This window comes from Stenotrophomonas sp. Ker107b (assembly GCF_053847245.1).
In genome coordinates this window covers 673,015-686,872 of record NZ_JBSPHX010000002.1, presented here as the reverse complement: position 1 = coordinate 686,872, position 13,858 = coordinate 673,015, and the positions used below count along the sequence as shown (strand labels likewise).

At 66.5% G+C, this 13,858-nt stretch carries 12 protein-coding genes; 6 read left to right on the top strand and 6 right to left on the bottom strand.

Translation table 11 applies throughout. The annotated features are described in order from the left end of the window. Positions 1–17: 17 nt before the first annotated feature. Entirely contained in the window at positions 18–506 is a 489-nt protein-coding gene (locus ACWV8V_RS12970) for a MarR family winged helix-turn-helix transcriptional regulator (RefSeq protein ID WP_455899905.1), read from the top strand. A gap of 34 nt (positions 507–540) precedes the next feature. On the opposite strand, the gene ACWV8V_RS12965 is transcribed toward ACWV8V_RS12970, so the two are convergent. The 5 genes from ACWV8V_RS12965 to ACWV8V_RS12945 all read right to left on the bottom strand — a co-directional run bounded on the left by ACWV8V_RS12965 (position 541) and on the right by ACWV8V_RS12945 (position 5,754). Next, complete coding sequence (locus ACWV8V_RS12965; protein WP_455899904.1) at positions 541–1,683, bottom strand: hypothetical protein; 1,143 nt, start codon at positions 1,681–1,683, stop codon at positions 541–543. Between the two features lie 119 nt (positions 1,684–1,802). Next, on the bottom strand, positions 1,803–2,411 hold the full coding sequence (locus tag ACWV8V_RS12960; protein ID WP_455899903.1) for a thioredoxin family protein: 609 nt from the start codon (positions 2,409–2,411) through the stop codon (positions 1,803–1,805). A gap of 8 nt (positions 2,412–2,419) precedes the next feature. Further along, positions 2,420–3,922 carry a peptide MFS transporter gene (locus ACWV8V_RS12955; RefSeq protein WP_123729945.1) on the bottom strand — a complete coding sequence of 501 codons (1,503 nt, stop codon included), beginning with the start codon at positions 3,920–3,922 and terminating at the stop codon, positions 2,420–2,422. Positions 3,923–4,165: 243 nt separating this feature from the next. Next, a complete protein-coding gene (locus tag ACWV8V_RS12950) occupies positions 4,166–5,044 on the bottom strand; it encodes a tryptophan 2,3-dioxygenase (RefSeq protein WP_259258816.1) in 879 nt (292 codons plus the stop codon). A 71-nt stretch (positions 5,045–5,115) separates the two neighbouring features. Continuing rightward, the gene (locus ACWV8V_RS12945; RefSeq protein WP_455899902.1) at positions 5,116–5,754 is read right to left on the bottom strand and encodes an NAD(P)H-binding protein; all 639 of its coding nucleotides are present in this window, start codon (positions 5,752–5,754) and stop codon (positions 5,116–5,118) included. 133 nt (positions 5,755–5,887) lie between these two features. Between ACWV8V_RS12945 and ACWV8V_RS12940 the strand changes: the two genes are divergently transcribed. From ACWV8V_RS12940 to ACWV8V_RS12930, 3 genes are read left to right on the top strand one after another with little or no spacing between them, the layout of a single operon-like run. Continuing rightward, entirely contained in the window at positions 5,888–7,450 is a 1,563-nt protein-coding gene (locus ACWV8V_RS12940; RefSeq protein ID WP_346467674.1) for a GGDEF domain-containing protein, read from the top strand. A 51-nt stretch (positions 7,451–7,501) separates the two neighbouring features. Beyond that, positions 7,502–8,020 (top strand): RNA polymerase sigma factor, encoded by a 519-nt coding sequence (locus ACWV8V_RS12935; protein ID WP_455899901.1) that lies wholly within the window; start codon positions 7,502–7,504, stop codon positions 8,018–8,020. Positions 8,021–8,030: 10 nt separating this feature from the next. After that, positions 8,031–8,690 carry a hypothetical protein gene (locus ACWV8V_RS12930; RefSeq protein ID WP_346467672.1) on the top strand — a complete coding sequence of 220 codons (660 nt, stop codon included), beginning with the start codon at positions 8,031–8,033 and terminating at the stop codon, positions 8,688–8,690. A gap of 12 nt (positions 8,691–8,702) precedes the next feature. Here ACWV8V_RS12930 and ACWV8V_RS12925 read toward each other — a convergent pair whose 3' ends face one another. Continuing rightward, positions 8,703–9,614, bottom strand: a complete 912-nt coding sequence (locus ACWV8V_RS12925) for a DUF808 domain-containing protein (RefSeq protein WP_259258808.1) — start codon at positions 9,612–9,614, stop codon at positions 8,703–8,705. A 181-nt stretch (positions 9,615–9,795) separates the two neighbouring features. On the opposite strand from ACWV8V_RS12925, the gene ACWV8V_RS12920 reads away from it, so the two are divergent. Beyond that, on the top strand, positions 9,796–11,436 hold the full coding sequence (locus ACWV8V_RS12920; protein ID WP_184997280.1) for an AarF/UbiB family protein: 1,641 nt from the start codon (positions 9,796–9,798) through the stop codon (positions 11,434–11,436). Positions 11,437–11,719: 283 nt separating this feature from the next. After that, positions 11,720–13,822 (top strand): phosphoglycerol transferase I, encoded by a 2,103-nt coding sequence (locus tag ACWV8V_RS12915; RefSeq protein WP_455899900.1) that lies wholly within the window; start codon positions 11,720–11,722, stop codon positions 13,820–13,822. Positions 13,823–13,858 lie beyond the last annotated feature (36 nt).

Genomic DNA, 13,858 nt, shown 5'->3' with positions numbered 1-13,858 from the left:
TCAAGGTGCACCGCAACATGAGCCCGCCCGATCCCAGCAGTCACAGCATCCGCGCCTCGCACGCCCTGCTCGATCTGGAGCAGTTCCTGCCTTACCGGCTGAGCGTGCTGTCCAACCGCGTCAGCGGCAACATCGCCAAGCTGTACGGGGACCGTTATGGCCTGGCGATCCCCGAGTGGCGGGTGATCACGGTCCTGGCGCTGTATCCGGGCTCGTCGGCCAGCGAGGTGTCCGATCGCACCGCGATGGACAAGGTCGCGGTCAGCCGCGCCGTGGCCAGACTGCTCGAACGCGGCTTCATCAAGCGTGAAACCCACGGCGATGACCGCCGCCGCTCGGTGCTGGCGCTGTCGGCGGCCGGGTTCGAGGTGTACGAGACCATCGCCCCGCTGGTGATCGAGATCACCCGCAAGCTGATGTCCGTGCTCAGCGAGGAAGAGGAGCAGCTGCTGGAAACGCTGATCCTGCGCCTGGCCGGGGAAGGCCTGCAGCGGATGGACGAGTAGGCAGCGACCGTTGGCCACTGGCCGACGCAGCTCATCAGCTGAGGTGCTTGCGCCGTGCATGCACCCACGGCGCGGCCAGGGCGCCGATGGCGCCGGCGGCAAAGCCCAGCGAGGCGGCCACTGCGGCCGCCTCGATCGCGCCCGGCAGGGCCAGTGCAGCGACCACCAGCAGCAGTGACGGCAGGCCGATGAACACGGCCATGAAGTAGCGCCAGCGCGGTGACCAGGTCCCGACCTGGAGCAGACTGACCGGCATCCACGTCTCTGCCGATGCGTCCTGCGCGACCTTGGCCGCGACCTTGGTCAGGTCCGCCTCCACCGGCCCCTTGCCGGTGCGCGCGGTGGCCAGCATCGCGGCCACCTCATCCACGGCCGGGAAGCTGGTCGGCCAGGTCTGGGGGGCGCTCACGCCATAGGCGGTCAGCAGCGGCACGCTGATCCAGGGCGCCAGCAAGGGCCGCACCTTGCGGCGGTCCATCACGCACCAGATCTGGGTCACACCATGCGCGGTGACGCTGTACAGCGCCAGCTGCGCTGCAACCGGGTACGGCAGCATATGCACGCGCGCAGCCATGCTGTCGTAGCCCATCGCGCGCAGGAAGCCAGGACGGGTGCGTCCCTCGTGTGCCCACGCCAGGCCGAGCGCACCGACCAGGTAGGCCTCGGCAGGATCTTTCACACCGGCACTGGCGCGATCATCGCTGGCCAGGAAGAACGCCAGCGACTTGGGCTCGGCGACATCGTGCTGATCCCAGCGCCCGGCATCGCCGAGCACGTGTTTGAGCGGCAGACGCGCGGGCGCGGTTTCGTCCTTGCCGGCGTTCTGCAGGAACGGCACGACGCTCAGCACGAAGCCCTGCAGGTCCACGCCCCGGATGCCACTGCCCTGCCACTCGGCGGGAATCAGGCCCGGCAGCGTGCCTTGGCGCGCGAGCGCGTCCAGCTGCGCTTTCTGCTCGACCAGTTTCTGCACGGCCGCCTTGAGCAGCACGTTGTCCGGCACGGACACCATCGGCAGGCGGTAGCGGATAGCGCCCGGCGCCGGGGTCTCCGCCTCGGCATCCAGCGCATCCGGCGCGGTTTGATCGTCGAGCAGCACATCGACCGGCGGCAGGCTCACGCCGGCCGGCGCATCAAGGGAAACTTCGGTGGTGCTGTCGCTGGTGCCCGGCTGCATGCGTGGATTCCGTCGGTTGTCCGCCACGAACAGCGCGGCATGAGGTCCTTGGAGGTAGCGGCAGGGTTGCGCAGAAATTGAGCGCAAAAAAAAAGCCGCGGAATCCGCGGCTTTTTCGATCATGACGCCTTCGGTGGCGCCCATTGCTTCATGAAGGCGAAGAAGCGGCCACGGTCGTAGCCCTTCTTCTGCCCCTTGTCCGCCTCCAGCTCCCCGGTGAACTGCGAATGCAGCAGCGTGCCGTCGGCATCGAGCACGAACAGGTGGGGGTAGCCCTTCACTGCCGGGAACTGCGACAGGAACGCCGCGTTCTCGTTGTCTTCGCTGTAGTTGACCTTCATCCAGACATAGTTCGCATCGCGGAAGCTGCGGATCTCCGCATCGCCCTCGATGAAACCGTCCATCAGATGGCACCACGGGCACCACTCGCCGCCCACGTCCAGGATGATCCGCTTGCCGCCGCGCTGGGCCTCGACCTTGGCCGTGGCCAGATCGGCGACCGGATCGCGGGCGGGATCGAACTGGGCGTTGAGCGCCGCGATCGCGGCGATGTCCGCCGCGGCCGGGGTGTTGCCCGAGGCCACCGGTTCGCCGGGATCGGCGACCGGGGGCTTCTGCTCGGAGGTATCCAGCGGCTGCGCAGGCGCAGCGGTGGGCGCCGACGACGGCGAACAGGCGGCCAGCAGGCCGGCCACGATCATCGACATTGCCGCTGCTTTCATGCGCATCGCAGACCTCACTTGACGCCGTGCATCAGCTTGTTGATCAGCGGGGCGACCAGGAACAGCACCACGCCGGAAATGATCAACGCCCAGAAGCCGAAGGTGTAGCCCTTCAGGGCCGATTCCACGGTCATGCCGCCTTCGCCGCTGACCACACCGGCGAAGATGCCGGACATGTTGTTGCCGATGCCGGTGGACAGGAACCAGCCGCCCATGCCGAAGCCGACCAGACGCACCGGCGCCAGCTTGGTCACCATCGACAGGCCGATCGGCGACAGGCACAGCTCACCCACGGACTGGATGACGTAGACCATGAACAGCGTCCAGAACGGGATCTTGCCGTCCACGACCATGCTCGACAGCGCCACCATCAGCAGCGCGAAGGCCGCACCGTTGAACAGCAGGCCCAGGCCGAACTTGCGCGGAATCGACGGGTTGGCGCGACCCAGCTTGATCCAGATCCAGGCAATGATCGGGGCCAGGGTGATGATCGCCACCGAGTTGACCGACTGGAACCAGGCAGTCGGGAATTCCCAGCCACCCAGGTTGCGGTTGACGATGTTGTCGGCCAGGAAGGTGAACGAGCTGCCGGCCTGTTCGAAGAACATCCAGAACATCACGTTGAAGGTGAAGATGATCAGCATCGCGATGACGCGGTCACGCTGGACCTTGCCTTCACGGATGCCCTCCACCAGCAGCAGCACTGCCAGCGCGATGAACATCACGCCCAGGATCCAGGCCAGCGCGGTGGCGCCGGTGGAGAGCAGGAAGAAGGCGACCGGGATCGCCACGATGGCACCGATGAACACCATCACGATGCGGCCATAGCCCTCGGCACCGGCCGGTGGGGCGCCAATGCCCTTGAGGCCGGCACGGCCGACGTAGAACCAGGCCAGGCTGATCAGCATGCCGATGCCCGAGGCGATGAAGACCATCTTGTACGACGGCATCGCCTTGGTGCCGAACACGCTCTCGGCCAGATACTGGGTCAGCACCGGAGCGATCATCGCGCCGATGTTGATGCCCATGTAGAAGATGGTGAAGCCCGAGTCGCGGCGCTCATCCTTCAGGCCGTACAGCTTGCCGACCATGGTGGAGATGTTGGGCTTGAACAGGCCGTTGCCGATGATGATCGTGGCCAGGCCCAGCTCGAAGATTTCCTTGTTGGGCATCGCGACCATGAACAGGCCCGCGGCCATGATCACCGCGCCGGTCAGGATCGAGCGCTGGTAACCCAATACCCGGTCGGCAACGTAGCCGCCGAAGATCGCCGCCGCATAGACCAGCGCCAGATAGGCACCATAGGTCCGGCTGGCTGCGGCCTGGCCGGCCGAGTCGCCTTCGAAGAACTGCGCGACGATGTACAGCACCAGCGCCCAGCGGATCCCGTAGAACGCGAAGCGCTCCCAGAATTCGGTCATGAACAGCATCCACAACGGGCGCGGATGGCCCAGCGTGGTCTTGAACTCCGGCAACGCCGGTTCGGGAACGGATTTCGCGGCGGTGTCTACGCTCATGCGGGATTCCTGGGTTCGGTGGAAGACATGCACGTCCGATGTGCGAAAGCAGCGCGGGAGAATCCCAGACCAACCACGTTCACGTCAAATACACGCTGATGTGTACCGCTGGCAGCACGGTCGCTGAACTTGCATCTGCAACTGCCGGTCCACGACCGGCAGCGCAGCAACGGCGGGGCCTGCCGCACCGTACGGCGGATGGACCGGCTAAATATGAATAGGCTTATTGCAGGGAATGCCCGATCAGGCATCCGGCGGCATCGGATCGTCGTTGCGGATCGTGGTGCGCACCTGGAACAACTCCGGGAAGAAGGTCAGCTCCAGCGCCTGGCGCAGGAAGCCTACCCCGCTGGAGCCCCCGGTGCCGCGCTTGAAGCCGATCACCCGCATCACCGTGCGCATGTGGCGGAAGCGCCACAGCTGGAAGGCGGTTTCCAGATCGACCAGGTCTTCGCACAGCGCGTACTCACGCCAGAAACGGTCGGTGTTCTGGTAGATCCGCTCGAACACCGGGTGCAGCGCATCGTCGGCCACGTGCGGCTGCTGCCAGTCCCGCCCCTGATAGCCGGCCGGGACCGGATGGCCGAAGCGGGCCAGGTAGCGCAGGAACTCCTCGTACAGGCTGGGGGCATCAAGCACCTCCTGCAACTGGGCCTGGCCGGCCGGGTCATGCGAGAACACCTGCAGCATCTGCGCGTTCTTGTTGCCCAGCAGGAACTCGATGTAGCGGTACTGCAGCGACTGGAAGCCCGACGACGGGCCCAGCACATCGCGGAAACCCATGTACTCCGAAGGGGTCAGCGTCTCCAGCACCGACCACTGCTCGGTGAGCTGGCGCAGCACCTGCTTGCTGCGCGCCAGCACCTTCTGGCATTGCCAGACCTCGTCGCGCTTGAGGTGAGCGATCGCCGCGCGCAGCTCGTGCCCCAGCAGTTTCAGCCACAGCTCGGACGTCTGGTGCTGGATGATGAACAGCATTTCGTCATGGTGCGGCGGGTTGGACAGCGGCTGCTGGGCCGCCAGCAGCTGATCCAGGCGCAGGTAGCCGCCGTAGGTCAGCCGCCCCTCCAGATCGGTGTGGATACCGGCTTCGAGATCGCGTTGGTTCTTGTCGACGGACATGGCAGGGACCGCTTGAGGGGCAGAAAGGGTAGCGCAGTGGCCTGCTGGCCGTGCATCTGGCGGCCGGCGGCTTACCGTTCCACCAACTCGGCCGAGCGCACGACGTTGACGCCGGGCCTCGGCGCCAGGGCCGCCTCGACCAGCGCGGCCGCAATGCGCTCGGCCGGATTGATCCGCCACGCCCGCGGAAGGACCGGACCCAGTACGCCCAGCACCAGGCTGGCCAGATGCTCGCCGGTGCGCCGCTCGGCCCGCTCGCCCCCGATCAGCCCGGGGCGGACCAGGGTCAGGGAGGGGTAGCCCAGTTCCCGCAGGTCCTGCTCCAGCCGGCCTTTGACCTGGTTGTAGAAGATGCGCGAGCCCGGGTCGGCCCCCATCGCCGAGTTCAACGCGAAGGCATGCGCGCCTTGCGCCCGCGCCAGCCGCGCCACCGCCAGCGGCGCGTCATGGTCGACCCGCGCGAACGCCTCTTTGCTGCCGGCCTGTTTGATCGTGGTACCGAGCGCGCAGATCACCGCATCCACCGCCCACCAGTCGGCCTCGGCCCGCAACTGCGCGAAGTCCACCACCGGATTGACCAGCGCGGGATCGGTGATGCCCACCGGGCGTCGGGTCGGTGCAACCACCGCATCGCAGCGCGGGTCCTCCAGCAACTGCCGCAGCACGTGACTGCCCACCAATCCGGTCGCGCCCACCAGCATCACCTTCATCGCATTCTCCTGCCTCGCTCGTGCTTACCATCCTGCCATGCAGGATCGGTTCAAGCGTGACCGGACTGCGCCGATACTGTTCCAACCTCTCCACCGCTCCGGCCCCCGGCCGTGCCCTGCAAGGACCTGCCGCATGACGGACCCGCACGACCCTCCCCCCAGCCCCGGCACTGCTGTCGGGCGGCTGCTGTCGCGGCGGCAGAGCGTGGGGACCGCGGTGGACACGCGCAGCGAACCGGCCCCGGTCCTGAAGGGCGGCAGCAGCGCGATGCTGCAGCGCCTGTTTGCCGGGATCGACAGCCCCGAGCCCCTGCTGGCCGCGTTTGCCAATGGCATGTCCACCCTGCCCGGCGAGCTGGGCGACATGGGCCTGCGGCTGCAGTCGGCGCAGCGCAGCGGCGACTGGGTCAGCTACGGCCGCGCGATGCGCCAGCTGATCGACAAGTACATCCGCACCATCGAACAGGAAACGCCCGACGGCCAACCCGACAGCCTGCGCCTGCGCGAGCTGCTGCGGCACACCCTCGGGGTGACCGTGGCCAGCCTGCTGCAGAACATGCCTGAACTGCGCGAAGAGCCCGGGCACCTCGCCGGTGAGGTGCATCGCTGGCATCCCGGCCAACCGCTGCAGCCGATCGAAGTCCGGCTCCGCGAGCTGTCCCACCAGATCGGCGTACGCAGCGATGGCTGGCAGGAACAGCAGGAGCTGTTGCTGAGCCTGTTCGATCTGCTGCTGGACAACATCGGCGAGCTGCTCGACGACAGCAGCTGGCTGCACGGCCAGGTGCACGCGGTGCGGTCACTGATCGGCGGCCCGCTCGATCGCGACTCGGTGGAACAGGCACGCGCCAACCTGCGCGAAGTGATCTACAAGCAGGGCCTGCTCAAGCAGGGGATCGTGGAATCCAAAGCGGCGATGAAGAACGTCATGGGCGGCTTCATCGAGCGCCTGGATGGCATGGCGGTCAGCACCGGCGAATACCACGACCGCATCAGCAGCTATGCGCTGGCCCTGAAGGAAGCCCGCAGCATCGCCGATCTCAACCAGCTCCTGCAGGACGTGCTGGTGGATACCGGCCGGGTCCAGGAACAGGCGTTGCAGGCACGCGACCACCTGGGCAATGCACGCCGCGAGGTGGAGCAGGCCGAGCAGCGCATCGCCGAGCTGGAGCAGGAGCTGCGTGATGTCTCCGGGCTGGTCCGCACCGATCCCCTGACCGGCGCGCTCAACCGGCGCGGGCTGGATGAACTGCTCGAGCGCGAAATGGCGCGCGCCGCCCGCCATGGCCATCCGCTGGCGCTGGCCCTGCTCGATCTGGACGATTTCCATCAGACCAACACCCTGCACGGCCATGCCGGCGGCGATGCGGTACTGCGCCATCTGGTCGAGGTCTGCCAGCTGCACCTGCGCAGCAGCGATGCGATCGCGCGCCTGGGCGGGGACGAGTTCGTCCTGCTGCTGCCGGAAACGCCGGCGGCGGACAGCATGTCCACCCTGCTGCGGCTGCAGCGCTCACTCGCCCAGCGGCCGCTGCCGTTGGAGGAGCAGCGGGTGCCGGTGCATTTCAGCGCCGGCCTGGCGCAATGGCAGCCGGGCGAAGCGGCGGACGCGCTGTTGCGACGCGCCGATACGGCGCTGTATGCGGCCAAGCGGGTCGGCAAGAACCGCGTGCAGGCTGCCGAGCCGGCGCGCTGATCCGATGGCTGTGATATTCCGCGCCCCGGCGCGAATCACCCGGGTATGCACATGACCCTGCCCCGCGCCGCCCACGATCCACGCGCGCGCTTCGCCGCGTTGCTGGAGCAGCATCGCGGCATCGTGCTCAAGGTGGCGCGCGGTTACTGCCATCAGCACGAGGATCGGCTGGATCTGGTCCAGGAGATCAGCGTGCAGGCGTGGGCGGCATTCGAGGATTTCGACCCGGCGCGGGCGCGCTTCTCGACCTGGTTGTATCGGGTGGCGCTCAATGTGGCGATCTCGCAATGGCGTCGCCAGCAGCACCGGCAGGGCCACCACGCACCATTGGACGACGATCTGCCCGCGGTGGACGACGCCGCACCGCCCGAACACCGCCACGCGTTGCGCCAGCTGGAGCTCGCCATCCACGCGCTGCCACCGCTGGACCGCGCCCTGATGCTGCTGCACCTGGACGACCACGACCATCGGCAGATGGCCGAGGTGCTGGGCATCAGCATCGCCAATGTTTCCACCCGCCTGCACCGGGTGCGCCAGCAGCTGCGTACCCGCTTGAACCCCACCGACTGAGGGAACCACCATGCAACCGGATGAGCTCAAGCAGCTGTGGAGTCACGCCAACGCTCCCACCGACGCGCAGGAGGCCTTCGCGCTGGATGCGTGGCGCAGCCATCGGCAACGCGCCGTACAGCATCAGCTGGGGGCCTTCAGCCTGTGGCAGTGGCTGCAGCTGGCGATCTGGCTGGCCGTGGCGGTGTACTGCGGCAGCCAGTGGTGGCAGCAGCCGCCGCTGGCGGTGATGCTCAGTGCGCTGTCCCTGCACGCGTACTGCATCGCGGCCATCATCGTCAGCATCACCCGCCTGCAGCGCCGACGACAGCTGCACCCCACCCATACGGTGGTGGAGCAATCGCAGCAGTTGGCCGCGCTGCGCTGGCATACCGCACTGACCGAACTGCTGCTCGGCCTGCCGTGGTGCTGGCTGTGGCTGGCGGTGCCGGTGCTGGTGGCCTGGCAGGCGTGGGGGGTGGATCTGGGCGCGTTCGCCGCACCGTGGCTGCTGGTCTCGCTGGGTGCAGGGACGCTGGCCATGATCGCCGCGATGGTGGGTGCGCGACGCTGGGTGCAGCGTGCGCCGGCCTCACCACGGCTGCAGCGCGCGATCGACGCGCTCTCCGGGCGCCGCCTGGCCCGTGCCCGCGCCGAACTCGAGGCCCTGCGCGGGTGGGAATCGGCCTGAGCTGGCCGAGCCTCAATGCGCCGGCTTGGCCCCGCGCAGCTTCTGGAATGCGGTGACCGCGCCCAGCACCACCGCGCCGATCACCACGCCGACGATCACGTTGCCCAGCGCGTTGATCAACCAGCCCCAGCGGCCATCACCGCCCATCTCCAGAATGGCGTGATGCAGCGGCGCGATGCTGTGCACCAGGATCCCGCCACCGACCAGGAACATCGCTGCGGTACCGGCCACCGAGAGGAACTTCATCAGCCACGGCGCAGCCACCAGCAGGCCCCGGCCGATCGCGGCCAGCGCGGCGCCCTTGTTGGACAGGTACAGGCCCAGATCGTCGAGTTTGACGATGCCGGCGACCAGGCCGTAGACGAACACCGTCATCGCCAGCGCGATCACCACCAGCGCGGTGACCTGGTTGAGGAAGGGGGCGCTGGAGACCACGCCCAGCGACAGCACGATGATCTCCGCCGACAGAATGAAGTCGGTGCGGATCGCGCCCTTCACCTTGTCCTTCTCCCACGCCACCATGTCGACCTTCTCATCGGCGAGGGCCTTGACCCGCTCGGCCTTGCGCTGCTCGTCCTCATCGCGCGAATGCAGGAAGCGGTGCGCGAGCTTCTCCACACCCTCGTAGCAGAGGAAGGCGCCGCCGATCATCATCAGCGGGGTGATCGCCCACGGCAGCCAGGCACTGATCGCCAGCGCGGCCGGCACCAGGATCGCCTTGTTGACCAGCGAGCCCTTGGCCACCGCCCACACCACCGGCAGCTCCCGGTTGGCGCTGACCCCGGTCACCTGCTGGGCGTTCAGCGCCAGGTCGTCGCCGAGCACGCCGGCGGTTTTCTTGGCCGCCACCTTGGTCAGCACCGCCACGTCATCCAGCAGGGACGCAATATCATCGAGCAACGCGAACAGACTGGCACCGGCCATGGTGGATCCAAAGGAGGAAGCGGGAGCGCCGATTCTCACCGATCCGCCCCCTTCCGCGGTAGCGGGTGCGGATTCACCGGCCCACCACCGCCGCCCGGCCACACTGCCGGTGATCGTCGCCCCGGAGTCCTGCTTGAACACCACGCCCGTCGTCCCCGGTTCGCCGTCGCTGGTCAAGGGCATGAACCGTCGCAGCCAGATCCTGCGCCTGCTGTTGCGTTACCGTAATTCCGGCGTGTTTTCCGGCATGAACCTGGACGCCCGCGCGGTCCACGATGTGCCGCCGGACGGCAACCCGGAGCAGTTCGTCACCGATCTGGAATCGCTCGGGCCGACCTTCGTCAAACTGGGCCAGATGCTCTCCACCCGGCCGGACATGGTGCCTGTGGAGTTCGCCACGGCCCTGGAGCGCATGCAGGAGAACGTGGCGCCGATTCCGGTCGAGCGCGTTGCGGCGATCATCGAACAGGAGCTGGGGGCCTCGGTCTCCAAGCTGTTCGCCAGTTTCGATCCGGTCCCGCTGGGCTGCGCCTCGATCGCCCAGGTCCACCGCGCCGAACTGCATGACGGGCGCCAGGTGGCGGTCAAGGTGCAGAAGCCCGAGGTCGCCGCACAGCTGCGCTCGGACCTGGAGGTGCTGCGCAGCTTCGCGTTGGCCGCTGACCACCTCACCCAGGTCGGCCGTCGCGTACGCCTGCGCGACTGGCTCAATGAGTTCGCCAAAACCCTGATGCAGGAGCTGGACTACCAGGCGGAGGCCGAGAACCTGCAGCGCTTCGGGCAGCACCTCAAGCCGTTCAAACCGCTGTGGATGCCGCAGCCGATCTGGGACTACTGCAGTCATCGCGTGTTGACCATGGAGCTGGCGCAGGGCGTGCGCGTGGACATGATCCCCGACGTGCGCCGCACCGAACAGCCGATGGCGCCGCTTGCCGCGGCGTTGATCCGCGGCTATGTGGATCAGATATTCGTGCACGGCGAGATCCATGCCGATCCGCACCCGGGCAACCTGCGCGTCACCCCGGACGGTCGTCTGGCGATCTTCGACCTGGGCATGGTCGCGCACATGCCGCCGCGGCTGCGCGAGCGCCTGCTCAAGCTGCTGTTCGCGGCAGTGGATGGTCGCGGCGAAGAAGTCGCCGACGAGATCATCGGCATCAGTACGCGGCTGGAGTACTTCGACGAGGAACGCTACCTGCGTGAGACCGGCCAGGTCATCGCGCGCTACGCGGCCAACAGCAGCTTCTCCGAAGGCCGCGTGGTGCTGGACCTGGTGCGCATCGCCACCGCCAGTGGCCTGCGCACCCCGCCGGAGCTGAGCCTGCTCGGCAAAGCACTGCTGAATCTGGAAACTGTCTGCCGACTGCTGTCGCCCGACCTGGATACGCGCCGCATCGTGGAGAAACAGCTGCAGCACGTGATGCGCGCACGTCTCAAGAAATCGCTGTCCAAAGCCAATCTGGCCAGCGAGGCGATGGAGATCCAACAGCTGCTGCGCGATGGGCCGCGCAAAATGACCGACATCCTCGCGCTGCTCGCCGAGAACCGCCTGCAGATGAAAGTCACCGGGCTGGAAGAATCACGCCTGATGGAGAACCTGCAGAAGATCGCCAACCGCGTGTCCGCCGGTATCGTCACCGCCGCGCTGATACTCGCCGCGGCCATGATGATGAAAGTCGACACCGGCTGGCATCTGTTCGGCTATCCCGCCATCGCATTCACCTTGATGTTGATCGGTGTGTTCCTTGGCTTGGGCATCATCCTCAGTGCGCTGATCTTTGATCGTCGTGCGCGCTCGAAGGAAGAACGCGGGCACCGTTGACGCGCTCTCCACGCACCTCACGCATTCAGACACGACGATCAGACACCCTCCAAGCGCGTGATGCAGTCCGCATCGCGCGCACTCCTTCACGCGCGTTTTACGTCGCATATCGCAGTGCGATACGTGATCGAGCCTGTCGTTTTCAACAAACATTTCAGTCAGGTTCGTGCAGGCATGATCGAGTCATCGGCTTGTCATGCATGTGTGGTTGAGACAGCCGGTCGGATGGGAACTGCGTCGTCATGACGTCCATCACCACCTGTCTCCACTGCCAAAAGTGCTTATGCTCTGGATCCTGCTGCTGTCACTGTTGCTGCTCACCTGGCTGTTCCTCGCATCTGACAAATGGGTGTGGTGGAAGGCAAGCCTGATGTCATTGCTGCTGCTGACGCTCAGCGCATGGTGGTTGATCAACAAGTTGTCCGGTGACGGTCTCAATGCAGCCACGCTGTACCACCTCGGCGCGGACATGGAAGGCGCCGGTGTCGCCGACTTCAAGCACTACATCGCCGGCTTCATCGCGCTGGCCCTGGTCTCGCTCACCCCCTTGCTGCTGGCACGCCTGCGTCGCCGGCACCGCCCCGCGCATGGCAAGGCGGTGTTTGCCGGCTTCATGGCCATGTGGTTCGTCGCGATCGTGGTGAGCCCGTTGTACAGCGATGGCCAGCGTCTGTACCAGCAGATGCGCCCGGTCGACTACAGCATGGTCAAGGCCGAGTACCGCGTGCCCACGCAACCGCTGACCAAGCCACGCAACATCGTGTGGATCTATGGCGAAAGCCTGGAACGCACCTATCTCGATGACAGAACCTTCCCGGACCTGATGCCCAACATCAACCGGCTCGCCGCGCAATCGTTGGACGTGCGCGGGCTGGTCTCGGCCGAAGGCGGTGGCTGGACCATCGCCGGCCTGGTCTCCTCGATGTGTGGTGTGCCGCTGACCACCGCCAAGGAAGACGAAAACAGCATGGGCCGCATGGGCAGCTTCCTGCCCGAAGCGGTCTGCCTGGGCGATTACCTCAAGCAGCAGGGCTACACCAATCACTATCTGGGCGGGGCCAACGGCCAGTTCGCCGGCAAAGGCCAGTTCCTGGCCACGCATGGCTTCGATACCGTCGACGACCTGGCCTGGTTCAAGCAGCAGAAGATCACCCGCACGCATTTCTCCCCGTGGGGCGTGCATGACGATGTGCTGCTGGACAAAGCGTATGACCGCTTCGTGCAGCTCTCGCGCAAGGGCGAGCCGTTCATGCTCACCACGCTGACCATGGACACCCATCACCCGGCCGGACATCTGCCGGTGGCCTGCAAAGGCACCCGCTACAAGAGCGAGCACGGCAACATCGGCATGCTCAATGCGCTCAAGTGCACCGACGGGCTGATCGCCAAGCTGGTCGACCGCATCCAAGCCAGCCCGTACGGCGAAGACACCCTGATCGTGATCGCCTCCGATCACCTGGCCATGCCGAACGATCTCAGCCATATCCTGGCCAAACAGGAGCGCGAGAACCTGCTGCTGTTCCTGGGCAAGGACATCGCCCCGCGCCAGCTGGCCGCACCGGCCGGTTCGACGCTGGATTCGGGCGCCACCCTGCTGAGCCTGATCGATCCGGCCATCGATTCGATCGGCTTCGGCCGCTCGCTGCTGCATCCGGAGCGCTCGGACAGTGCCAGCGCCGCGGTGTTCCGCGACAACGGCGAGGACTATCCGCGTTACCTGGCGTTCTCGCGCTCGCTGTGGCTGGGCGACAAGACCCGCCAGCTGCGCATCGATGACGACAACCAGGTGGTGATCGGCCTGCAGCATGTGCAGCCGCCGGTGCTGCTGGAGTACGACAAGCACTGGGACCTGAAGTCGGTCTACCTGGAGAACACTTCCAAGCAGTTCGATCTGGCCGATCCGTCCAATACGCTGGCCTACGTGGATCGCTGCACCGCGTTCGAAGACGGCTCGGCCGATGGTGACTGGTGCGCGATGCTGGTCAACCAGGACAAGGGCATCAAGCTGTTCCGCGATGACCAGCTGCGCGGTGGCGTGGCGGTGGATGGCCCGCTGGATCCGTTCAACGGCCCGCGCCCGAGCATCCGTCAGGCGCACATGATCACCCAGAAGGGTCGCCGCACCCGGGCCGGCCAATACATGGTGCAGCTGGTGACCAAGCAGTCACCCGACCGCGGCTTCTGGATCGAAGCGGTCTCCTCGCAGCGCAAGGTGGTGGTCGCCCAGCAGTGGGTACAGCCGGATGCCGAGGGTCGCATCAACCTGAGCTTCGGCCTGGACCACGAGGTCGATGATCTGGAGGTGCGTGCCTGGTTGAACCACGCCGAGAAGCTGGCCGTGGATACCTTCGCGCTGGTGCCGTCGCGCCGCGGCAACCGCGGCTGACGGCGCCGGAAGGTACCGACCAACGGTCGGTACCTT

What these genes read in the sequence shown, in the direction of transcription:
- ACWV8V_RS12945 (WP_455899902.1), bottom strand. Translation starts at nt 5,754, where the DNA reads ATGAAGGTGATGCTGGTGGGCGCGACCGGATTGGTGGGCAGTCACGTG.
- ACWV8V_RS12960 (WP_455899903.1), bottom strand. Translation starts at nt 2,411, where the DNA reads ATGCGCATGAAAGCAGCGGCAATGTCGATGATCGTGGCCGGCCTGCTG.
- ACWV8V_RS12915 (WP_455899900.1), top strand. Translation starts at nt 11,720, where the DNA reads ATGCTCTGGATCCTGCTGCTGTCACTGTTGCTGCTCACCTGGCTGTTC.
- ACWV8V_RS12930 (WP_346467672.1), top strand. Translation starts at nt 8,031, where the DNA reads ATGCAACCGGATGAGCTCAAGCAGCTGTGGAGTCACGCCAACGCTCCC.
- ACWV8V_RS12925 (WP_259258808.1), bottom strand. Translation starts at nt 9,614, where the DNA reads ATGGCCGGTGCCAGTCTGTTCGCGTTGCTCGATGATATTGCGTCCCTG.
- ACWV8V_RS12940 (WP_346467674.1), top strand. Translation starts at nt 5,888, where the DNA reads ATGACGGACCCGCACGACCCTCCCCCCAGCCCCGGCACTGCTGTCGGG.
- ACWV8V_RS12935 (WP_455899901.1), top strand. Translation starts at nt 7,502, where the DNA reads ATGACCCTGCCCCGCGCCGCCCACGATCCACGCGCGCGCTTCGCCGCG.
- ACWV8V_RS12955 (WP_123729945.1), bottom strand. Translation starts at nt 3,922, where the DNA reads ATGAGCGTAGACACCGCCGCGAAATCCGTTCCCGAACCGGCGTTGCCG.
- ACWV8V_RS12965 (WP_455899904.1), bottom strand. Translation starts at nt 1,683, where the DNA reads ATGCAGCCGGGCACCAGCGACAGCACCACCGAAGTTTCCCTTGATGCG.
- ACWV8V_RS12970 (WP_455899905.1), top strand. Translation starts at nt 18, where the DNA reads ATGAGCCCGCCCGATCCCAGCAGTCACAGCATCCGCGCCTCGCACGCC.
- ACWV8V_RS12950 (WP_259258816.1), bottom strand. Translation starts at nt 5,044, where the DNA reads ATGTCCGTCGACAAGAACCAACGCGATCTCGAAGCCGGTATCCACACC.
- ACWV8V_RS12920 (WP_184997280.1), top strand. Translation starts at nt 9,796, where the DNA reads ATGAACCGTCGCAGCCAGATCCTGCGCCTGCTGTTGCGTTACCGTAAT.